At 62.1% G+C, this 22043-nt stretch carries 20 protein-coding genes; 9 read left to right on the top strand and 11 right to left on the bottom strand.

Annotation, left to right across the window (positions count from 1 at the left end; genetic code table 11):
* Positions 1-31 precede the first annotated feature (31 nt).
* The 3 genes from RPS27_RS28050 to RPS27_RS28040 form a co-directional block, all read right to left on the bottom strand.
* Positions 32-1282 (bottom strand): arsenic transporter, encoded by a 1251-nt coding sequence (locus tag RPS27_RS28050; RefSeq protein ID WP_212068527.1) that lies wholly within the window; start codon positions 1280-1282, stop codon positions 32-34.
* 25 nt (positions 1283-1307) lie between these two features.
* Complete coding sequence (locus RPS27_RS28045) at positions 1308-2582, bottom strand: MFS transporter (RefSeq protein WP_212068528.1); 1275 nt, start codon at positions 2580-2582, stop codon at positions 1308-1310.
* A 225-nt stretch (positions 2583-2807) separates the two neighbouring features.
* Positions 2808-5297, bottom strand: coding sequence for a PAS domain-containing sensor histidine kinase (locus RPS27_RS28040; protein WP_212068529.1), 2490 nt, complete (start codon positions 5295-5297; stop codon positions 2808-2810).
* A 218-nt stretch (positions 5298-5515) separates the two neighbouring features.
* Here RPS27_RS28040 and RPS27_RS28035 point away from each other — a divergent pair, with 218 nt between their 5' ends.
* The 4 genes from RPS27_RS28035 to RPS27_RS28020 all read left to right on the top strand — a co-directional run bounded on the left by RPS27_RS28035 (position 5516) and on the right by RPS27_RS28020 (position 10122).
* Positions 5516-6628: a putative zinc-binding metallopeptidase gene (locus RPS27_RS28035; RefSeq protein WP_212068530.1), complete on the top strand. Its 1113-nt coding sequence runs from the start codon at positions 5516-5518 to the stop codon at positions 6626-6628.
* Between the two features lie 164 nt (positions 6629-6792).
* Positions 6793-8808 carry an acetyl/propionyl/methylcrotonyl-CoA carboxylase subunit alpha gene (locus tag RPS27_RS28030; RefSeq protein WP_194402690.1) on the top strand — a complete coding sequence of 672 codons (2016 nt, stop codon included), beginning with the start codon at positions 6793-6795 and terminating at the stop codon, positions 8806-8808.
* A 151-nt stretch (positions 8809-8959) separates the two neighbouring features.
* Positions 8960-9826, top strand: a complete 867-nt coding sequence (locus RPS27_RS28025; protein ID WP_212068531.1) for an oxaloacetate decarboxylase — start codon at positions 8960-8962, stop codon at positions 9824-9826.
* The gene (locus RPS27_RS28020; protein WP_211419265.1) at positions 9823-10122 is read left to right on the top strand and encodes an acylphosphatase; all 300 of its coding nucleotides are present in this window, start codon (positions 9823-9825) and stop codon (positions 10120-10122) included. The genes RPS27_RS28025 and RPS27_RS28020 overlap by 4 nt, the downstream gene beginning before the upstream one ends.
* Before the next feature lie 218 nt (positions 10123-10340).
* On the opposite strand, the gene RPS27_RS28015 is transcribed toward RPS27_RS28020, so the two are convergent.
* The 3 genes from RPS27_RS28015 to RPS27_RS28005 all read right to left on the bottom strand — a co-directional run bounded on the left by RPS27_RS28015 (position 10341) and on the right by RPS27_RS28005 (position 11678).
* Entirely contained in the window at positions 10341-10550 is a 210-nt protein-coding gene (locus RPS27_RS28015; protein ID WP_008141931.1) for a cold-shock protein, read from the bottom strand.
* 266 nt (positions 10551-10816) lie between these two features.
* The gene (locus RPS27_RS28010) at positions 10817-11149 is read right to left on the bottom strand and encodes a DHCW motif cupin fold protein (RefSeq protein WP_211419266.1); all 333 of its coding nucleotides are present in this window, start codon (positions 11147-11149) and stop codon (positions 10817-10819) included.
* A gap of 157 nt (positions 11150-11306) precedes the next feature.
* Positions 11307-11678 carry a nuclear transport factor 2 family protein gene (locus RPS27_RS28005; RefSeq protein WP_211419319.1) on the bottom strand — a complete coding sequence of 124 codons (372 nt, stop codon included), beginning with the start codon at positions 11676-11678 and terminating at the stop codon, positions 11307-11309.
* A 162-nt stretch (positions 11679-11840) separates the two neighbouring features.
* Between RPS27_RS28005 and guaA the strand changes: the two genes are divergently transcribed.
* Entirely contained in the window at positions 11841-13439 is a 1599-nt protein-coding gene (guaA, locus tag RPS27_RS28000; RefSeq protein WP_194402686.1) for a glutamine-hydrolyzing GMP synthase, read from the top strand.
* A gap of 402 nt (positions 13440-13841) precedes the next feature.
* Here guaA and RPS27_RS27995 read toward each other — a convergent pair whose 3' ends face one another.
* The 4 genes from RPS27_RS27995 to RPS27_RS27980 form a co-directional block, all read right to left on the bottom strand.
* Positions 13842-14054 carry a hypothetical protein gene (locus tag RPS27_RS27995; RefSeq protein WP_212063473.1) on the bottom strand — a complete coding sequence of 71 codons (213 nt, stop codon included), beginning with the start codon at positions 14052-14054 and terminating at the stop codon, positions 13842-13844.
* 188 nt (positions 14055-14242) lie between these two features.
* Positions 14243-14785 carry a hypothetical protein gene (locus RPS27_RS27990; RefSeq protein WP_212068532.1) on the bottom strand — a complete coding sequence of 181 codons (543 nt, stop codon included), beginning with the start codon at positions 14783-14785 and terminating at the stop codon, positions 14243-14245.
* Positions 14786-15388: 603 nt separating this feature from the next.
* Positions 15389-15694 carry a hypothetical protein gene (locus RPS27_RS27985; RefSeq protein ID WP_211419270.1) on the bottom strand — a complete coding sequence of 102 codons (306 nt, stop codon included), beginning with the start codon at positions 15692-15694 and terminating at the stop codon, positions 15389-15391.
* 1298 nt (positions 15695-16992) lie between these two features.
* A complete protein-coding gene (locus RPS27_RS27980) occupies positions 16993-17208 on the bottom strand; it encodes a hypothetical protein (RefSeq protein WP_194402602.1) in 216 nt (71 codons plus the stop codon).
* Positions 17209-17885: 677 nt separating this feature from the next.
* On the opposite strand from RPS27_RS27980, the gene RPS27_RS27975 reads away from it, so the two are divergent.
* The 3 genes from RPS27_RS27975 (at position 17886) to RPS27_RS27965 (ending at position 20485) form a co-directional block, all read left to right on the top strand.
* A complete protein-coding gene (locus RPS27_RS27975; RefSeq protein WP_212068533.1) occupies positions 17886-18128 on the top strand; it encodes a hypothetical protein in 243 nt (80 codons plus the stop codon).
* Between the two features lie 178 nt (positions 18129-18306).
* Complete coding sequence (locus RPS27_RS27970) at positions 18307-19422, top strand: serine/threonine protein kinase (RefSeq protein ID WP_212068534.1); 1116 nt, start codon at positions 18307-18309, stop codon at positions 19420-19422.
* A 37-nt stretch (positions 19423-19459) separates the two neighbouring features.
* Entirely contained in the window at positions 19460-20485 is a 1026-nt protein-coding gene (locus RPS27_RS27965) for a nucleotidyltransferase family protein (protein WP_212068535.1), read from the top strand.
* Between the two features lie 89 nt (positions 20486-20574).
* On the opposite strand, the gene RPS27_RS27960 is transcribed toward RPS27_RS27965, so the two are convergent.
* Positions 20575-20958 carry an H-NS family nucleoid-associated regulatory protein gene (locus RPS27_RS27960; RefSeq protein ID WP_211419274.1) on the bottom strand — a complete coding sequence of 128 codons (384 nt, stop codon included), beginning with the start codon at positions 20956-20958 and terminating at the stop codon, positions 20575-20577.
* Between the two features lie 709 nt (positions 20959-21667).
* Between RPS27_RS27960 and RPS27_RS27955 the strand changes: the two genes are divergently transcribed.
* Positions 21668-22036 carry an H-NS family nucleoid-associated regulatory protein gene (locus tag RPS27_RS27955; protein WP_211419275.1) on the top strand — a complete coding sequence of 123 codons (369 nt, stop codon included), beginning with the start codon at positions 21668-21670 and terminating at the stop codon, positions 22034-22036.
* Positions 22037-22043 lie beyond the last annotated feature (7 nt).

Here is a 22043-nt window from a genome sequence, read left to right as displayed (position 1 = left end):
GCGACATTGATGCGCCGCAAAGATCGTACGTTTATCGGATCGCCGCCGCCAAGGCCGCGATCAGGGCAGGCGGCGTCACCAGCAGGCCGAGCTTGAGGAACGGCCAGGCGCCGACCTCGATCTTTTCCCGGCGGAGCGCGACCAGCCAGAGGATGGTGGCGAGCGAGCCGGTCACCGACAGATTGGGGCCGAGGTCTACGCCGATCAGGATGGCGCTGACGACAGGTGCGGGCAAATGATCGCTGGCGGCGACCGAGCCGGCGACAAGACCGACCGGCAGGTTGTTGGCGATGTTGTCGGCGAGTGCGGTCGCGATGCCGACGCTCCAGGCGGCCTGCCGCACGGATTGGGCCACCGCCTGGTGCAGCAGCGCGCTGAGCTGCGCGATCACGCCGGTCTTGATCAGCGACTCCACCATGACGAACAGTCCGCCGACCAGCGGCAGCACGCTCCACGACACGCCGCGCAGCACCGGCATGGGCGACTGCCGGCTGAGCAGCAGCACGATCGCGGCCGTCACGCCGCCGCAGATGAAGGTCGGCAGGCCGAGTTGCTTGTCCAGCGCCGACGCCGTGACCAGCACGATGCCGATCGCGACGATGCCGATCGCCGTCAGCTTGCCGCCGCCGCCGAGCTTGGGATGCGGCACGCGGTGGGCAATCGTCTCCTCCTTCAGCGCGCGGTGCTGGGTCAGGCGCAGCACGATGTAGGTCAGCAGGATCGAGGCCGCCGATGGCAGGGCGAACAGGCGCAGCCATTCCGTCAGATGCGGCATCCGCGCGCCGAACACGACGAGATTGGCTGGATTGGAGATCGGCAGCACGAAGCTCGCGGCATTGGCGATGAAGGCGCAGACGAAGAGATAGGGCAGCGGTTTCGCGCCGGCCGCGCGCGTCGCGGCATAGACGGCGGGCGTCAGCACGATCGCGGTGGCGTCGTTGGACAGCAGCACCGTCACCAGCGTGCCGACGAGATAGATCAGCAGGAACAGCCGCTGCGGCGAGCCGGCGGCATATTCCACCGCGAGCGCGGCGAGATAATCGAACAGGCCCTCGAGCCGCGCGAGCTCGGCGATCAGCATCATGCCGATCAGGAACAGGTAGACGTCGAGGCCTTTTGCGATGCCGGCGAGGGCATCCTGCCACGGCAGCAGGCCTGATAGCACCAGCGCGCTCGCGCCGATCACGGCCCAGACCGCTTCGGGCACGCGAAAGGGGCGGATGATGACGCCTGCGGTCGCGACGACGATGATGCTCCAGGCCCAGATGGCGTCAGACGGCACGTTCAGTCCTTGACGTGAAATGAGTTCATTCGGCAGCGATAGCGGATGCCGGTGCCGCTGTCTCCCCCTGGCGGCGGGCTGCCCCATGTCGCGTCTCGGGCAGGGCGCAAATGCAGATGGCGGCGCCGATCGCAGCGACGAGGCCGAGGCTGATGAACGCCGCGCTGTAGCCCGCGCCGACCACGACGAAGCCGGCCAGCGTCGTCGACAGCGCCGCGCCGATGCTCTGGGCGGTGATGACCGCGCCTTGCGCGACGTTGAAGCGGCCGGTGTTGCGCATGAGATCGGCAACGATGACGGGAAAGATCGCGCCAAAAATGCCGGCGCCGACGCCGTCGAGCAGCTGCACGCCGACCAGCCAGAACGGATTGTCGGAGAGCGTGTAGAGTGCGCCGCGGATCGGGAGGATCAGCAGGGCAGCGAGGAAGAACCGCTTGTGGCCCCAGCGGTCGGCCCTGGCACCGACCAGCATGGCAAACGGCACCATCACGACTTGCGCCGCGACGATGCAGGCCGACATCAGGCTGGTGCCCATGTTCTTGTCCTGCAGCGCCAGTTTCTGCCCAACCAGCGGCAGCATCGCCGCGTTGGAGAGGTGAAACAGCAGCACGCAGATGGCAAAGACGAGGAGGGGGCGGCAGGTCAGAAGCACGGTGATGCCTGACGGCGTGTCCTGATGCGCATCCGTACCCGCATCGTGCAGCCCGCGGGCGAGGTCGTGATCGATGGCGCGGGCGGGGATCGCGAGGATGCTGAGAAGGCTCGCGATCGCCATCGCGCCCAGAAGATAGAAGACGACGGTCGGGCCGAACCAATAGGCGGAGACGCCCGCCAATGCGGCCGCGACCGCATTGCCGGCGTGGTTGAAGGTTTCGTTGCGGCCGATCCGCCGGGTGAAGGCGGCGCGGCCGAAGATGCCGAGCGAAACGGCGGCAATCGCGGGTGGAAAGATCACGGCGGCGGCCTGCGCGATCCCTTGCGAGATCGCGACGGGCAGGAAGCTCGGAAACAGCGGCAGCGACAACGAGGCCAGTGTCACCATGATGGCGGCAATCACCATCATCAGCCGCTTCGCCCGCGTCGCATCGACCAGCGCTCCGGCCGGCGTCTGCGCCACGATGCCGGCGATGGTCGCGACCGACATCACGAGGCCGATGCGCGCCTCGTCCCAGTGCTGCTCGGTGAGAAGATAGACGGCGAGGTAAGGTCCGAGACCGTCGCGGACGTCGGCGAGGAAGAAATTGGCCGCATCCAGCGCCCGGCCGGGTTGCCTTGCTCGATCGGGAGTCTCGCTGGACATCGGTTTCTCGATCGTCGTTGTGTCTATCAGCGCGCGACAAACACTTCGCTGTCGTCCCGGGCAAGCGCAAGCGTAGATCCGGCACCCATAACCACAGGATGAAGTTTGGCGAAGATTGTCGGCTACGAGCTCACGCTACAACGTCCGTCTCGGAGTATGGGTCCCGGATCGGCGCGCGCTTTTTGCGCGCTTGTCCGGGACGACAGCGGTAAGCTTGGCTCACATTCACCGCGCCACCGACAACTTCTCCGTGATCGCCTTGCGCAGGATGCGCGACAGCGATTCCACCGAATACGGCTTCTGGATCAGCTCGAAACCGCGATGGGCGTTTTCGGCGAGCACGTTGCTGTAGCCGGAGGTGAGCACCACGGGCAGGCCCGGATAGCGCTCGCGGATGATGCCGGCGAGCTCGACGCCGTTCATGCCGGGCATGATGACGTCGGAGAACACGAGGTCGACGGCGAATTCGTTCTCGCCGAGGATCGCCAGCGCCGCGTTGGCGTTGGCGACGCGGCGGACGACATAGCCGAGATCCTCCAGCAGCTCGGTGGAGAACTGGCCGACATCGTCATTGTCCTCGACCACGAGCACGCGGTAGCCGCGCCCGGTGGTGGCGGCCTCGTGGATCAGCGCCGCGGCTTCCTTCTCGGCGACAGGGCTCTGGGCCTGCGGCAGGTAGATCGTGAAGGTTGCGCCCTTGCCCTGCGTGCTCGTCACCGCGACGTCACCCTCGGACTGCTTTGCGAAGCCAAACGCCTGGCTGAGACCGAGGCCGGTGCCCTTGCCGACCTCCTTGGTCGTGAAGAACGGCTCGAAGATCGAATCGAGATGCTCCGGCGCGATGCCGCTGCCGGTATCGGTGACCGAGATCGCGACATAGCCGCCGCTGCGTGCAGACTGCGCGCGCAAGCTGGGGATGCCGGAAACCTTGCGCACCGCGATGGTAAGGCTGCCTTCGCCCTCCATGGCGTCCCGGGCGTTGATGGCGAGGTTGATCAGCGCGGTCTCGAACTGGGCGATGTCGGCGATGGTGAAGCAGTCGGCGTCTTGAATCTCCACCGCGATTTCGATGCGGCCGCCGACCAGCGGCCGGACCAGTTGCGCGACACCCTCGACCTGGCTGCCGACGTTGAAGATCTGCGGCTTCAGCGGCTGCCGGCGCGCGAACGCCAGAAGCTGAGCGGTCAGCTTGGAGGCGCGCTCGACCGTGTCGGAGATGGCATCGACATAGCGGCGGCGGCGCTCTTCCGGCAGCTCGCGGCGGCGCAGGAAATCGGTGGCCGAGCGGATGATGGTGAGGAGGTTGTTGAAGTCGTGGGCGACGCCGCCGGTGAGCTGGCCGATCGCCTCCATCTTCTGCGACTGCCGCAATGCTTCCTCGCCGCGGCGCCGCTCGGTGATGTCGACGGCTTCAGGGACCGCGCCGGTGATGTTGCCGTGGCGGTCGAGCACGGGGCGCATGCCGAAGTCGAAATCACGCTCGCCGATGGGAAGGCGCAGGCGCATCTCGAGCCGCACGGCTTCGCCCTTGAGCACGGTGTGGAACGCTTCGCGCACCAGCGCACTCATGCCCTCCGTCGCGCTGAACCAGGGCGTCTCCCACAGCGCCTTTCCGATCACCTCCGAGGAAGGAGCCCCCATGCCGTCGAGTGCGGTCTTATTGGCGTAGAGCAACTCGCCGCTGAGATTGACGAGGCCCTGATACTGGTTGCTGGTCTCCAGGATCGCGCGCAGCCGCGCCTCGTTGGATTCGAGCTCGGCGGTGCGCTCGGCGATGCGCTCTTCCAGCGTCTCGTTGAGCCGCCGGAGTTCGATCTCGGCCTGCTTGGCGACGGTGATGTCGTGGGCGACCCCTATGAAGCCGATATGCTTGCCGGTCGGATCCCAGCGCGGCTGCGATTCCGAGCGCAGCCAGCGCCATTCGCCGCTGGCATTCTTGTAGCGCGCTTCCAGCACGAAGGGTTTCAGCGAGGCTTCGCCCTGCACCGATTGCTGCAGCACATGCGGCAGGTCGTCCGGATGCAGCACCTTGCGCCAGTCGAAGGCGATCGCCTGATCGTAGGGCAGGCCGACGAAGTCGACATAGGCCTGGTTGGCAAAGGACCGCGTGCGGTCGAGCTTGGTCACCCAGATCGGCACCGGGGCACTGTCGGCGATCAGGCGGAAGCGTTCCTCGCTCTCGCGCAGGGTCTCGCGCGCGAGCATCTGGTCGGTGACGTCGATATGGGCGCCGACCAGGCGGATGGCGCGGCCGTCCTTGTCGCGCTCGATCTTGGCGACGACCCGGATCCAGCGGGTCTCGCCGTCATTGGGACGGATGATGCGGTATTCGGCGGTGTAGTCTTCGCTGGTGTCGGCGAGTGCATCGATGAAGTGCTTGACGGTGGCGTCGCGGTCGTCGGGATGGATACGATTGACCCAATCCTCGTGCGATTCCTCGGCCGCCTCCGGCGGCAGGCCGTGGAGCATCAGATATTCGGGCGAACGCCGGTTCTTGAAGCCCTCGCGGAAGTCGACCTCGACGCCGCCGACCTTGCCGATGCGCTGGATGCGCGCCAGCTCGGTCTCGCGCTCCTGGAGCGCACGATAGGCGTTGTCGCGCTCGCGCGCGACGTCTTCGAGATGCTGACGCAGCCTTTCGGCAGCGATGGTCTCGGGCAAAGGATCGTTCAAGGGATCGTTCAAGGCATCGGCCGTTGTCATGCGGGAGCGCACGTGCCGGATCGATATTCACACAGACGGAGCGTGATGGCCATTGCCTACAAGGGAGAGCCTGGCGGGAAATGCAGGCTTGCGTGGACCGGGAAAAGATACGTCTCTTCAATTCCTGGTCTGGCTATTTGTTCCAGAGACTGGAACGATCAGCCTGCGGATGCGTCTTCGCGAGGCGCCATGACGGGCTGCCATGAAGCTCTTTCCGAAGAGGCTAAATCTTGAAACTCTTTCTCTGCCAGGCCTGCGGCAACGTCCTCTATTTCGAGAACCGCGCCTGTGAACGATGCGGTCATCGGGTCGCTTTCCTGCCGGAGCAGGAGACGATGTCGGCGATCGAGCCAGACGGAGAGGCCTGGAGAATGCTGGCCGACAAGGGCCAAAGCCGGATGCTATGCCGGAACGCTGGGTACGATGCCTGCAACTGGCTCACGGACGCGGGCGATACCACCGGCTATTGCCGCGCCTGCCGCCACAATGGGATGGTGCCGAACCTCTCGGATCCGGCGCAGCTCGCCGGCTGGCGCGAGCTGGAGGTGGCGAAGCACCGTCTGTTCTATTCCCTGATCCGCTGGAAGCTGCCGCTCCGGACGCGGCAGGACGACCCCGAACATGGTCTGATCTTCAATTTCCTTGCCGACGATCCGAACAGCGGCGAGAGGATCCTGACGGGCCACGACAACGGCCTGATCACAATTGCGCTGACTGAGGCCGACACCATCGAGCGCGAGCGGCGCAGGCTCGAAATGGGCGAGCCGTACCGGACGCTGCTCGGGCATTTTCGCCACGAGGTCGGGCACTATTTCTGGGACGTGCTGGTGCGGGACGGCGGCAAGCTCGAAGAATGCCGCGCGGTCTTCGGCGACGATTCTGTCGATTACGGCCAAGCGCTACAGCGTCACTATGCCGAGGGGCCGCCACCCGACTGGCAGCAGAGCTACGTTTCGGCCTATGCCACCACCCATCCCTGGGAAGACTTCGCGGAGACCTGGGCGCACTATCTCCACATTGTGGATGCCCTGGAGATGGCCGGCGAGTTCGGCATGGAGGTGCGCCCCAAGGTCGATCGTGACGGGGAATTGACGGCGCGGATCCGGTTCAATCCCTACGAGGCCCGCGACGTCGACGCGCTGCTGAGCGCATGGCTGCCCTTCACCTTCGCCATGAACAGCGTCAACCGCGCCATGGGCCTGCGCGACCTCTATCCCTTCATCCTGTCGCCCGCGGTGGTCAGCAAGCTCGGCTTCATTCACGGCCTGGTCAGGGACGTGGCCAAGGACGCCAAGGAAGCCAGGGAGGCCAGCAAGGCCCAGGACGTCCCGGGCCGTCGCTAGAGGCTGTCGAGCCCCCTTTGGTCTTGCGCTGGTACGCCAGAACGGGCCGGATTTAGACCGTTGCCTCCGGCCCATTTTGATGTACCACGGAAGCCACACGGCCCGTCCCATAGGCCCCAACGGCCAGGGAAGGGTCCCGCCCAAGGTCGAGACTCAAGAAAAGCATGTTCAAACGCATCCTGATCGCCAATCGCGGCGAAATCGCCTGCCGGGTCATCAAGACTGCCCGCAAGATGGGAATTCAGACGGTTGCGGTCTATTCCGAGGCCGATCGCGACGCCCTCCATGTCGAGATGGCCGACGAGGCCGTGCTGATCGGCCCGCCCGCGGCCGCCGAGAGCTACCTGGTGATCGAGAAGATCGTCGAGGCCTGCCGCAAGACCGGCGCCGAGGCCGTGCATCCCGGTTACGGCTTCCTGTCCGAGCGCGAGGCATTTCCGCGCGCGCTGGAGGCGGCCGGTATCGTCTTCATCGGCCCGAACCCGGGCGCGATCGCTGCGATGGGCGACAAGATCGAGTCGAAGAAGGCGGCCGCCAAGGCCAAGGTCTCGACCGTTCCGGGCCATCTCGGCGTCATCGAGGACGACAAGCACGCGGTCAGGATCGCCGACGAGATCGGCTACCCCGTGATGATCAAGGCCTCCGCGGGTGGCGGCGGCAAGGGCATGCGCATTGCGCATTCGAAGTCCGAGGTCGCCGAAGGCTTCAATCTCGCCAAGGCCGAGGCCAAGGCCTCGTTCGGCGACGACCGTGTCTTCGTCGAGAAGTTCATCGTCGATCCCCGCCACATCGAGATCCAGGTGCTGGGCGACAAGCACGGCAACGTCATCTACCTCGGCGAGCGCGAATGCTCGATCCAGCGCCGCAACCAGAAGGTCATCGAGGAGGCGCCGTCGCCGCTGCTCGACGAGGCCACGCGCCGCAAGATGGGCGAGCAGGCGGTCGCGCTGGCCAAAGCTGTGAACTACGATTCCGCCGGCACCGTCGAATTCGTCGCGGGGCAGGACAAGAGCTTCTACTTCCTGGAGATGAACACGCGCCTGCAGGTCGAGCATCCCGTCACCGAGCTCGTCACCGGCATCGACCTCGTCGAGCAGATGATCCGCGTTGCCGCGGGCGAGAAGCTCGCCATCGCGCAGAAGGACGTCACGCTGACCGGTTGGGCGGTGGAATCGCGTCTCTACGCCGAAGACCCGTTCCGCAACTTCCTGCCCTCGATCGGGCGTCTGGTGAAATATCGCCCGCCGGCGGAAGCCAGCCACGACGGCATCACCATCCGCAACGACACCGGCGTGCAGGAGGGCGGCGAGATCTCGATCCATTATGATCCGATGATCGCCAAGCTCGTCACCCACGCGCCCTCGCGTGCGGCCGCGATCGAGGCGCAGGCGACCGCGCTGGATTCGTTCTATGTCGACGGCATCCGCCACAACATCCCGTTCCTGTCGGCCTTGATGCATCATCCGCGCTGGCGCGAGGGCCGGCTCTCGACCGGCTTCATCGCCGAGGAATTCCCCAAGGGCTTTGCGGTGCGCGTGCCGGAAGGCGAGGTCGCGCGGCGCATCGCCGCGGTCGGCGCCGCCATCGATCACGTGCTGGGAGAGCGCAAGCGGCAGATCTCGGGCCAGATGGGCGGCCGCATCGTGCAGCGCGAGCGGCGCCGCGCGGTCTGGCTCGACCGCCAGGAGATCCAGCTCGAGGTCGCGCGCGAGGGCGAGGCGATCGCGATCCGCTTCATCGATGCCGAGGGCAAGGCCGGCAACGCGCATCTGCTGGCCTCGCCATGGAAGCCGGGCGATGCGGTCTGGCAGGGCACCATCGATGGCCAGTTCGTCGCGCTGCAGGCGCGGCCGATCCCGAACGGTATCCGCCTCGCGCATCAGGGCGTCGAGGTGCCGGTCTATGTCTGGACCGAAGCGGAAGCTGCATCCGCGCGGCTGATGCCAGTGACGACGGCCTCCGACAGCGGCAAGAAGCTGCTCTGCCCGATGCCCGGCCTCGTGGTCTCGATCGCGGTGACCGAGGGGCAGGAGGTCAAGGCCGGCGAGACGCTGGCGGTGGTCGAAGCCATGAAGATGCAGAACGTGCTGCGCGCCGAGCAGGACGGCACGGTGAAGAAGGTCCACGCCAGCGCCGGCGCGACGCTGGCGGTGGACGCGCTGATCCTGGAGTTTGCGTAAGAGCGCTTCGGGCACAACAGGAGACCCTCACCCTGAGGAGTCCCGCCTTCGCGGCGTCTCGAAGGGCGAGGCCACCAGCCGGGCCTTTCATCCTTCGAGATGCGCGCCAAGAGCGCGCTCCTCAGGATGAGGAATTGAGAGTGAGGCACCCATGGCCTTTCGTTCCCGCCGCGAGAAACTTCGCTCCGTTCTGTCGGACGCCACCTGCGTCCATCCCGGCTCGGTCTACGACGCCATCTCGATCCGCATCGCCGAGGACCTCGGCTTTCCGCTCGGCATGTTCGGCGGTTCGGTCGCCTCGCTTGCCGTGCTTGGCGATCCCGACGTCACGCTGATCACGCTCACCGAGCTTGCCGAGCAGATGCGGCGGATGTCGCGCGCGTCCGCGCTGCCCGTGCTGGTCGATGCCGATCACGGCTATGGCAACGCGCTCAATGTCCGCCGCACCGTGCAGGAACTGGAGACGGCTGGCGCCGCCGGCCTCACCATCGAGGACACCCTGCTGCCGGCGGCCTTTGGCGAAGCGAAGACGCAGTTGATCTCGCTCGAGGAAGGTGTCGCCAAGATGAAGGCCGCGCTGAGCGGCCGCGGCGATGCCTCGCTGGTCATCATGGGGCGCACCGGTGCTGCTTCGATCACCTCGATCGAGGACGCGATCCGCCGCGCCAAGGCTTATGAGGCCGCCGGTGTCGATGCGCTGTTCTTCACCGGCATCAAGTCGCGGGCCGAACTCGAGGCGGTGAGCGCTGCGACGCGCCTGCCGATCGTGCTCGGCGGGGCGCCCGAGGACTTGAGCGCGCTCGATTACCTCGCCAGCCACCGCGTGCGTATCGCGCTGCAGGGCCACGCACCGATCGCCGCCGCGACGCAGGCCGTGTACGCGACCCAGAAGGCGCTCCGCGACGGTGCATCGCCGAAAGACCTCCAAGGGCTCGCATCGTCGGAACTGACGGCCCGCGTCATGCGCGAGGCCGACGTCAAGGCGCGCAGAGCCGAATTCCTCGGATTGAAAAAATGAGCCGGGCGATCCTCCAGGTGATGATCCGCGGGCGCGTGCAGGGCGTCGGCTATCGAGCCTGGGTGGAGTATCAGGCGACGGCGAGCGGCCTCGAGGGGTGGGTTCGCAACCGCCGCGACGGCAGCGTGGAAGCACTGTTCGCCGGCCCGCCGAAGCACGTCGCCGACATGGTCGCGCTGTGCCGCCACGGCCCGCCGTCCTCGCGCGTCGACAGTGTGACAAGCGAGACCGCCGGAGCGGACGAATTGAACCTGCGCAGGGCAGGGGAAGCGTTTTCGGTGCTGCCCACGGTGTAGGTGTCGCTCTCAAGAGAAGTCGTCATGCCCGTGCCTGTCCCGGGCAAAGGCGCTCTTGCGCCGTGCCCACCATGACCTTGCGATCCCCGGTGACTCCGCCCTACGACACCGTGTCGGACACCCCGAAAACAAAAGCCCCGCGAACCGGATCCCGGTCGCGGGGCCTTTTAACTCTGGCGTTCTGCCGGTACGTCCGTGGTCAGAACGCTGCGCCGGCGTTAGCCGACGCGGAGATTGTCAGCCGACGACTTGCCGCTGCGGCGGTCGGCGACGATGTCGAACGAGACCTTCTGACCCTCGTTGAGGGAGGAGAGGCCGGCGCGCTCGACGGCGCTGATGTGCACGAACACGTCCTTCTGGCCGTCGTCTGGCTGGATGAAACCATAACCCTTTTGGGTGTTGAACCACTTCACGGTGCCCATAGCCATGGGAATTTCCTTTAGTTAGTTAGAGAGAGTACGCACGTGGACCGGTACGCAGCATTGCGCCCATAGCCCTGTTCAGTCGATGTTTGGAGAAGTCATCTGAAGCGTGCGCGCCCGTTAGCAACGAGGCGAAGCGGCCCAGTCGTTCGGCCAAGTATCGATGATCACAATATAGCGAGAATTTGGGGCCAGTTCAAGGCACCACCCGTGGTCCGAAACGTCGTCCGACTTTTCTATTTTGCGGTGCAAAGTAACGGTCCGGATGAACCTCAATCCACGATGAAAAGCGTCGCCCCGGTTGCGGTCGAGGACCGGTGCGCGGCGTCGCCGAAATCCGAGACCTGGTAGCTCATGCCCGCCGTCAGCTTGAAGGCGCGGCCATCGCGCAGCTCGGAACGGAGCTCGCCCTCCAGCACGTAGAGCACGTGGCCGCGATCGCACCAATGGTCGGCCAGGTAGCCGGGTGAATATTCCACCATCCGGACCCGGAGATCGCCGATATTGAGCGTGCGCCACGTGGCCTGCCCGGTCTCACCGGGATGCGTGGTCGGCTCGACCTTGCTCCAGTCGGTGACGGTGAAGGGGGAGGTGGGGAGTTTCATGGGGGAGTCCTGTCTTGAGAGCCGGCAGCTTTGTCGTTAGCGCACGCCGTCGCGCCAGTCTCCGTCATTGCGAGCGCAGCGAAGCAATCCAGAAATGCATCCGCGGCGACAGTCTGGATTGCTTTGCTGCGCTCGCAATGACGAGGAGAGAGCACGATCACCCCACCAAATGGTTCGCCGAGCCCTGCACGATCAGCCCCGCCTCGTTCACCCGCAGATATTCGCAGATCTTCTTGCCCCGCTCGTTGGCGTAAAACACCACGACGCTGTCCGGGCTGACGAACAGGTCGATCAGCGTGAAATGCAGCTCTGGCACCAGCCCGAGCGCCTTGCCCCAATAGGTGCGCAAGGCATCCTTGCCGCGCACGGTGCCGCTGGCGTCGAAACCCAGCATCGGGATGCGGTCCGAGGTCATCAATGCCGCCTCGTCGTAGAGCGTGAGCACGCGCTCGAGATCGCGCGCGTTCCAGGCCTCGACCCAGGTCCGGCCGAGTGCGGCCAGCGTCGATGGCTGGTGATGCGAAGACATGTGTTGCGAAGACATGGCGTTCTCCCTGATCGCCCCTGTTCAAGAGCGGGGCATAATAGGTCAATAATACTTACCTATATGGGTTTGTCCATGCCCAAAGAAGCATGTGGGCGCGCGACAGGCGCGGTTGCGGGCAGGGCCGCGCCAGCGTATTTGCTGGCCATGACAGCAGCACAGAACGACCGCTCCGCGTCGACGCCCTCCGTGGCCTCGGCGCACGACAAGATTCTCATCGTCGACTTCGGCAGCCAGGTGACGCAGCTGATCGCGCGTCGCGTGCGCGAGGACGGCGTCTATTGCGAGATCGTCCCGTTCAACAAGGCCGAAGCCGCCTTCAACGAGATGAAGCCGAAAGCGGTGATCCTCTCGGGCGGTCCCGAATCGGTGCACGAGGCCGGCTCGCCGCGCGCCCCGCAAGCCATCTTCGATTCCGGCGTGCCCGTGATGGGCATCTGCTACGGCCAGATGACCATGGCGGAGCAGCTTGGCGGTACCGTCGAGGGCGGCCATCACCGCGAGTTCGGCCGCGCCGATGTCGAGGTCAAGGCCGAGAGCCAGCTGTTCGCGGACGTCTGGTCCTCAGGCAGCAAGAACCAGGTCTGGATGAGCCATGGCGACCGCATCACCAAGATGCCGCCGGGTTTCTCCGTCGCCGGCACCTCGCCGAATGCACCGTTCGCGATCATCCAGGACGAGAAGCGCAAATATTACGGCCTGATGTTCCACCCGGAAGTTGTGCACACGCCCGACGGTGCGAAACTCATCCGCAACTTCGTGCGCAAGATCGCAGGCCTCAGCGGCGACTGGACCATGCGCGCCTTCCGCGAGGAGGAAATCGCAAAAATCCGCCAGCAGGTCGGCAAGGGCAAGGTGATCTGCGGCCTGTCCGGCGGCGTCGATTCCGCCGTCGCGGCCGTCTTGATCCACGAGGCCATCGGCGACCAGCTCACCTGCGTGTTCGTCGATCACGGCCTGCTCCGCCTCGACGAGGCCAAGACGGTGGTCGACCTGTTCCGCCACCACTACAACATCCCGCTGGTGCACGTGGATGCCTCGAAACAGTTTTTGGGCGAGCTCGAAGGCGTCACCGACCCCGAAACCAAGCGGAAGACCATCGGCCGCCTCTTCATCGAGGTGTTCGAGGCGGAAGCCAAGAAGATCGGCGGCGCCGACTTCCTCGCGCAAGGCACGCTCTACCCCGACGTGATCGAGAGCGTCTCCTTCACCGGCGGCCCCTCCGTCACCATCAAGTCGCACCACAATGTCGGTGGCCTGCCCGAGCGCATGAACATGAAGCTCGTCGAGCCCTTGCGCGAGCTGTTCAAGGACGAGGTGCGCAAGCTCGGGCGCGAGCTCGGCCTGCCCGAAATCTTCGTCGGCCGCCACCCGTTCCCGGGCCCCGGCCTCGCCATCCGCTGCCCCGGCGATATCACGAAGGACAAGCTCGACATCCTGCGCAAGGCGGACGCCGTCTATATCGACCAGATCCGCAAGCACGGCCTCTACGACGAGATCTGGCAGGCTTTTGCCGTGCTGCTGCCGGTGAAGACCGTCGGCGTCATGGGCGACGGCCGCACGTATGACTACGTCGTAGGCCTTCGCGCCGTGACGTCGACCGACGGCATGACCGCGGACTTCTACCAGTTCGACATGAAGTTTCTCGGCGAGACCGCGACGCGCATCATCAACGAAGTGAAGGGCGTGAACCGGGTGGTGTACGACGTGACGAGCAAGCCGCCTGGGACGATTGAGTGGGAGTAGGGCTGCGGGCAGTTATCGCGTAGTTTGGCGTAGTCTTGGGAGCTTCTCTCGCATTCCAGATGCTCTGACCGAGAAGTTAGATTGGCGTAGCCCGCCTGAGATTGGCAAGCCATTGCTATCTGGACAACAGAGTGCGGCAGCGCGGTCGAGGGTGCAGAAGGGACAGCGTGTTCAGCGGCGGGCGCAACACATGCCGGATACGACAGCAGAGTCCAGGAAATTGGGGCGCGCCGCACAACTGGTGTTTGGCGCGAACATCCCCTCAGGCTCGTGATATCTAGGTCATGGGCATTGAATGGAGGCTTGGATCAAAGTACTTGCTCGCCAGCGTGAAGTCCTTGATGCCTGCCTTGGCCATAAAGAAATCTGTCGATTGTTGTAGCCAGTTCGTGACGATCCCACCTAAATACATGCGAACCACTCATTGATGTCGGCCATCGGCGTCTGTTTGTAGTGACCCATTCTGAAGCTTCTCCATCGCTTCCGCGCTCTTGCCATGATTGAGTCGTTCGCCTCGGCCCAGCCCATGATGTAACGGCCGCGGATCGCGTCGCGCTCTGCGGTCGAGACATGGTTGGCGTTGAGCGTCAGGCCGAAGGCGAAGTTCTGCTTCACCTTCGGCACGCTCGCAATTGAGCTGCTTGTCAGAGTCCTAGCGACCCAAGCAGCGGCAGCGGCCCAGGTCCGCAACGGGTCACCGGCTGGGCTCCGGGGCAGATATTGCAACACCTGGCCCACGTTCATGGCTGCTGGCTGGCGTTAGAGCGGCGACCACCCGTTAGGCCAACGGTCGTTGGGACCGTTCAACCCGCACCGCGAGGATTGACAACCGTGTAGCCACGCAATGATCGCGGGTGCATCCGCGTCGCGTGTCCGCCTGAGTTGGCGTCATACGCCATCCACATGTCGCCTTCGAGGTGCTGTTCCAGAACGAAGACATGTCCGCGCCGCGCCGCGACCATTCCCGGCGCAGGCGAAGTCCGCGGGAAGCGTAGCCAGTTGGCTGCAAGGTTCAATTCAGGCACGACACGACCAAACACTCGCAGGGCTGCGCCACAACCACAGAATGAAGACGGGCAACCGGGCGGCCGACCGCCGACAATCCGGCCGTGAGTACGGTCACTCACCGCCGCTACGCTGTTGGGCGTGGCTAACGCGAGTTGCTTGGGGCGATACGCCAGCAGTGAGTAGTGCAAAGTTCGTTCGCGGCGCGCCTGGGTGGCCGAGAAGTCACATGGCATGATGACATTGCATTCGGGCGCTTGGACGATGCGATAAGGTCTTGCTTCTGAACAGATTGGGCCGATGACAACGAGGAAACACGCAGAAAATACTTGCTTGAACATTGCAGGAACTCCGAGCTGAGATCCTGCCCCGCGCCAAACAACGAACTTTTTTTGGCTGAAAAGAGGCTAAAATGACAGGAATTGCTTGCCTCTCTTGTCAATCCTCACGGCCTTACGTTGCGCTCCATCGATTAACTCGTTGAGGGGGTGCGCCTTGAACCTTTCGCATTGATGAGGCCTCATCCACCAGGCACTGAACTCGTAGGCTGGTGGCGGCAATGTCCACGGAAGAATTCTTCGACTTCTGAGAAGGTAAGCCGGATCGTTTGCCCATCCATGCGACGCTGTAGCCCTTCCGTGGTGGTCGTAAACGGACGTCAGACTCCGGCTCGCAATAGTCACGGGTATGTTGAAATTCACGACGAGCCCCAGCCTGAGTTCAGTGATCAGCTGTGATCCGCGATTGCCTTCGAGTGATCCGCGGCTAAGGCATCGAATGCTCAGTAAAAATCGTCCGTGAAGACTTTCGCAGCAAGCAACTGAATTATCCCTACTTCGATAATCCCAAAACGAAGATTTCGCGGCACGCGAAGAGGGCGCAGGTCGCTAGCGCGGAGAACTCGCGCCTGACGATTGCAGCGACGATAGCGGAGCGAATCTCGATTACTGCACTTTTTGCCCGAGGTCTCTCAGCAGCGTGTGGAGAAAGTCGCTGGCATGGTCGTATTGAGCGTTGCCTCTTGTGATCTGACGAACGAGCGGATCCATTAACCGACCGACGGTTTCGGAGCCGAGTAGCTCAGTTCTGTCCGACCACTGCAGCAGTAAAGTTTCTGGTATATCTTCTGCAGATCTGAACAGCCTTAAGAGGCAATGTTCGCCCTTGGAGTCGTGGTCGTGATGGGCCCTTGCCGCATAGAAAGCGAATAGCCCACGGAAGGCATCACGGGAAACAGCAGGTTTTCCCATCTGAATTTCCCCGAAATAAAGATTCTCAATGAAAGCAAGTCTGAATCGTTCGGGCGGGAAAAGCTAGTAAAAAATGAACCGCTTATACCTTCATCAAATTGTGCTCTGATCGGGATTAAATCGCAATTAAATCCAACAGTCAGCACTCGTTACCTAATTTCTTCGAGCGCTTCTGCCGATTCTTCGCTGGCTGGGACAGCCAAGCAGCGCTCGTACGCCAAACGCGCGGCGAAGATCATTTTTCTTCCCGCGCCTGGAAATCGGGAATAATCGGCAATTTTGGCGATCGTTTCTGTGCCCCTGCGTCGACGTGCGCCTAAGGCGGCAGCACACCCGGCGGCCTGAGCCGTCGAAGCTGAGGCCGCTCATTTGCCATTTCCTATCGCAAACGTTGTGCGGGATCCGCAAATCTGCGGCACGCGAAATCGTGCTTCCGCTGCGGCTGTTGACGCGCTGGTATCGTGACTGGGGCGCCACCCGGCGCCCGACGTGTGCGGTACGTTGCAATCCAATTGTCCACCCCGTCGTACTCATCCTCGACGCTCAATGCGCAGCTTCGAGCCACCAGCGCGCTTGTGGTCACCATGGCGCGCGCCGAGCTCACCCGAAGACCAGCGCGATCTGCTTGCGCCGACATGCTGAATCTACCATCGTGCGCAATGGGCAGCGGCTCGCGACTTCATTTTCAAGATGGAAGATTTGATCGGTCAGGTTCAAAGCAGCGACGTCCACCGAGAGACGGATGCTTTGGACACCAACTCATTGCGATCGAATTGGCGGAACAGAGAATGGCGAACCATCAAGCGTGATGTCGCAAGGAAGTGTGCTCCAGCAGTTCGCGGAGTCGCAGAGAACAGGCCGCGCATCCGCGTTAGTCTTCTATCCAGGCAGCGAAGTGATCAGAAATGCCTTGAGTTGCGAATCCCCTGCATGGGATATCTCATTGCTCGGGGCCTCGGCGCGCCGGATGCCGACGATGATCGTCGTCTTTCTCCCGGCACCGGGCTCCGCCCCTCTTACTCTCCTGCGGAGCTGCTTCGACTGCGCCAGAAGGCTAACGAACTCGATGCTTGGTGTCACGCAGAACAGCCAGGCTGCAAACTCCGTTACGAAGTCGTGACGGGAAGCTCGGATTTGTGACGACGTGCCAATAATGTCTAACCGGTGACTGCCGGAGGCGTCGGTTCGCTCTACGACGATGCGCGAAATATTTCTCAAAGCGGCCAGCGCTGCAAAAACAACGACTGCATCGGAAAGGGAAGCTGGCGCAGTCGCGGAAGCGCCCCTCGTTATTTGCGTCAGTACGTCGGCGCCGTACGAGCGACCTCTATCGTTCTGATGACCGGCTCCTCGACCCAGGCCTCGCGGGCAAACCAGTTGTGATTGGCCTGACAGACCGGACAAAGCGTATTGCCGAAAAACACGATGCTTCGCAGGAAAGTCTCACGATCGGATTTGAGGCCGGTAGGAATCGCGCGACCGGATTGCGGACACTTGACCATAATCATACCCACGCCAACCTCCCTGGATGTGTGGTCGAATAAGGGGGCCGGTCGGCCGGAGTGCGCTCTCGTCGATGCGGGTTCACTTGGGGGGGCATCGCACCTGGGTCGCTGTCGAGCAAAGGGCAGCTTGCTCGTGACGGCGCTTCTCCAACCGACCGGATTCCTAGTTTCGTGGATTGTGGGATACCGCCGGGCTTTGGCTCGGCAGTTCTAAATGATGTTCAACACTCAACGTGAAGTCGCGGGTAAGCCGCAAACAAATATAAATATAAGGGCTCAATTCTTCAGGCTTCGAGCGACATGCGCCGCCGGCAGCGCAACTACTATCATTTTTGACAGTCACCACGTTCAGCTCCCATTCGCGCAGCTTCTGAATATTCACCGCCGAAATTTAATTTGTAAATAGAAAACGCATTGGCGGTGCGGTTTGCGACTCGCTTGGATATATTTTTTACGCGAGTCCACGCGAAGCGCGCCGCAATCAAATATGTAAGCGGATACGGTAAGGCTGCAGCTGCTTCGTGTTTGCGAAGGCAATTGCAGCGGTTACAGTTGTGTTCGGCGGCCGGATCAGGTTCAAATATGAAACAAATTGTGATTTACGGTTAATTGTATAAATAGCGTTGTTAAATCCTGCCGATCACGTAATCTCTGGCTTATTGAAGTTTCATCGGCTGGAGGAAGCGATGTGGGAATTAAATCACAATAATTGCCTCGTCTCGCACGCACCGCTGTTGGCCCAGATGCGCGCGGAGCTGGCCAGCATTGGCGAGAAGGAGCGCATTCTAAAAGAACGGAGAGCCGATCGCGAAGCTTATCGTTACCTTTTGGAAGCTCATCGGTTGACCGCGAGAGAGTGCTTTTTTGACGAGCTGCCTTTGAACGTCGCGCCACAGGAGGGAGGCGAGGACGGGCAGCTGGCGGCATGACGGGCCGGATTGTCATTTCGAAACGAGCCCGATCGGGTTTGTGCTCGGCTGAACGGGAATTGCAGCACCGCAGGCCGGGGTAGATCGAAACTCGTAGTCGAGGCCTCACTCTGTCGCGGCCGCGACATAGCGTTGGCCTTCGTCGGGCGAGACGAACCTTCGTACATTGGCTGGAGCCGTGCTGAAAAGATCGTCGGCAGAGATGGTGTTGAGACCGGCTCCAGATGCAGTGTTCGTGCTGCTGGATGGTCGATCAATGCTCTTCAGCGAAGCAGGGCAGAAGATCTTCGAGCTGGACCAGGTAGCGGCATTCATCTGGTGCAAACTGGCGCAAGGTGCCTCTCTGGAAGATGTCTATCAGGGGCTTGGGGCGCTAGGCATTGACGAGGATGCGTCACGCCAGTTCACCCGCCAGGTTATAAATGTCTGGGCCGATCAAGCGCTACTCCAAGCGGACTGGCAAGTGCCGATTGACTGTTCCTTCTCAGTGATCCTGGGGCGGCACAAAATAGGCGTCCGGACTGCAGATCGAGACCTCTTGAGGCGGCTGCTTTCCGTATTCTGCGTCGCGGACCAGGGCGCGTGCGACAACGACCTGGTGATCGAGGCAACGATGCTGGACGAGCAAGTGCTCTTCCGCGGAGAGGATTCTAGAATCTCCAGATGTGAAGTCGAAGCACTGGCGCCGACGATCAAGGCGCACGTCAGCGAGCGGCTTATTCGAAGCGATCGCTGGGTCTTTTCCCTTCATGCAGCTACTCTCGTGAGAAACGGTGCGGGCCTGCTGTTGTGCGGTCAGCCGGGAGCTGGAAAGTCGACCCTGACACTGCAGCTCGTGGACGCCGGCTTTAGCTACGCTGGCGATGATGTTGCGCTGGTTGGAGCTGACGGGACCATCTGCGGAATTCCCTTTGCGCTCACAGTCAAGGAGGGATCGTGGGACTTGCTCTCCCGGCTGCATGGCGACAGGTATGACGCGACGCATTGCCGCTCCGACGGGGTTCGAGTGCGGTACATCCCCATTCCAAATGCGCAGAACCAATGCGTTTCCGCGAGCTGGATCGTCTTCTTGAAACGGGTCGCGAGCGGTCCAGAAGAACTGACCGCGATAGACCAGTTGGATGCGATGAAGCGGCTTATAGAAAACGCATTTGCCGCTGACGGAAAGCTATCGCAGGCCGGCTTTTTCGCTTTGAAGCGGATTGTCGCGGGCGCGCGATCATTTCAACTCACCTACTGCGAGTCGGTGGGAGCTCGGCGCTTGCTTATGGAATTGTGCGATGGTGAGGCATAGAAGCGCGCTCTCGAGCCTCTGCAATTGCTTGCGAGGTATGCCGCCCGTCGACGTGGAGTGGACGTCCGTAATCGGGCTCGCAAATCGGACTCTGACGACGCCGGCGCTCATCGACTTTGTGGGCAAATATGAATCGATGCTGCCGGAGGATGTCTGCGCATATATCCGCAATATTCACCGCCGAAACGAGCTGCGCAATAATCGCCTCCTCGCTCAGCTGGAAGAAGCCGTCGTTGCGATGAACCGCTTGGGAATTACCCCGATCATGCTCAAGGGCACATCGACACTGGCGACCGCACCCGAGGAGCGCCGAGGCGTTCGGATAATGTCCGACCTGGATATCATCGTCATGCCGGACGAGGCCAAAATGGCAATCGCCGCTCTATGTGCAATTGGCTACGATATTGATTACCAGACCCCCGCCGAAAGCCAGAGATGGCACGTCGAGCTGAGCCGGTCACAGGATGTCGGGACCATCGACCTGCAGCAGGCCGCTCCGGGTCCCGCGTACCTCTACCAAAGTATCGGGCAGGCGCTGAACCATTGCGTCATCGCGCCGCTGGGAAGCGGGCGCGTGTATATCCCCACGCCTGTCTACCGAGCGCTCACGCTGATCATCCATGATCAATTTCAAGACTACGGTTATTGGCTCGGCGACCTCGACCTGCGGCACCTTGTTGAATTGCGAGATCTAAACGATTCCGCCGAAGGCCTTGATTGGGAGAAGCTTGCCTCGCTAGTCTCGGGCGAATTGATGAAGAACGCGGTTGAAACCCAACTGGTCGCTCTTTCCGGGCTGCTTGGCGTCGATATTCCGCAGACGATGCGCTCCCGCCTGATTCCCCGCCTGCAGTTCATGCGACAGTTGATGCAGGCACGTTTTCCGTCCACGCGTTTGCTGTTCCTCGCGATGACGGCGCTGGATCTTGGAAACTACCGGAACGCGGCAAATGGCGCCTGGCAAGCCGCCGCCCATCCGCGTAGATCGTGGTCTCTCCCGAAAGTGGACACCTTGCAGTTTTTGTTGAAGGCGGCCGTCGCTGTGCGCACAGGGAAGGTGTAGGCCGCAAGCGCGCTGCGAGCCGAGCGACCGGTAACTCCCATCCGTTCGCAGACGATTCGCGCCCGCGGGTGTTTGCGTCGATGAAGCCATCAATGCTCGTGACTACCAGCATTCCGGTTGGACGCTTCGCCGTTCTCGAGAATCCTGAACTCCTCGAGCGTGTGTCCTGATTGAAGCGCTGCGACCAGCCAGCGCGGCTGTTTGCCTCGCCCAGACCAAGTCTCTGTCGGCTTGAGGGGGTTGAAGTATTTCGGCACGACCTTTGGGTATTTGCGGCGAGGGGACTGGCCCGGGCCCATCTCTGTCGCCTCGCCCTCCGCCTCGCCGAATTGGTCCGGCTGATTGAGCTGCGCCAGGCGTTTTTCCAACTCGCGCTTTTCGGCTGTTATCTTTTCAGCAAGAATCTTCGTGAGCTCCTCGTGGAGGAGCCAAAGTTCTTCAAAATCCATGGCTTCGAGATCTTGCCGGCGCATAGCATTCTCGTCACCGACCAACCTGCCCAACAGTCGTCTCTGACGCCGAATAAAGGTTTTTCGCGTGGCGAACAAAAGACTGGAAATCAGGGTCGGTCTTTCATTTGACGTGATAATAAATAAATAATATATTATTAAATGTATATTGCGAGGATTATTTTCTGTTTTATTAGTGGGCGAGGAAGGCTTGCTGCGCTCTCGAAGAGAAACATTGGATATTATCGGCTGCCCGTTGGTACGTCTTGGAGTTGCGATCAGGCAGTTTATAGCGCCTGCGGAACCGTTGACCGACCTCAAGGATCTGCAGCTCCAAATCCAGCTGCGAAAGCTCGCGCTTAGAGATATCGCAATCATAACCTCGCGGCTGCAGCGGGCTGACATCCGCATTTCAGGACGAATGCCCGGATGCGGCCTCCCGCAGTCATGTTCCTCACGAGGGCGGCGGCGCGGAAGATCGACCTCGCGACGCTTTAATCAATCATAATCCGATTGAATCGCGGCGCCGGCGCACGCAGGGCGCGTGTTATGCGCTGCCCGCTATTGAATTCAGCGAATAATACATTTTTCAGTCTTGATTGGAACCGGCGACGCAGTTATGTGGAGCATAAAAATGCTGTTGGGTTCCGAATATTTTTCGCTAAGCCCGACATTGGGTTCTTGATTGCTCCGCTGGGACAATATTAAATGGGCGCAACTACAGGATGCTAGCATGTCGACCAAGAAGCTCGAACTAGAAGCGATGTCCCTCGATGATCTATGGTCCCTTCATGAGGAAATTAGCGGCATTTTATCGGATCGGATCAAAGCGGAAAAGCAGGAACTGGAGAAGCGCCTGGCGGTTCTCGGCGGCGGGATGGCTATGTTAGCCGAAACCGGCAGGCCAGACATCTCTCCCACGGGCAAGCCGAGGCGCAAATATCCGCGCGTGCTGCCGAAATACCGTAACCCGCAGACGTCCGAAACTTGGTCGGGGCGTGGCAAGCGACCTCGTTGGCTGGTTGCTGCGGTGAAATCCGGTCGTCGAATCGAGGAGTTTCGCATCGGGGAAGCGGCTCCGAAACTTCGGCAGCGGGCGTGAACTAGCT

This window comes from Bradyrhizobium sp. WYCCWR 12699 (assembly GCF_032144035.1).
In the GTDB taxonomy this organism is placed as follows: Bacteria; Pseudomonadota; Alphaproteobacteria; order Rhizobiales; family Xanthobacteraceae; genus Bradyrhizobium.
This window is presented reverse-complemented; position numbering and strand designations above follow the sequence as displayed.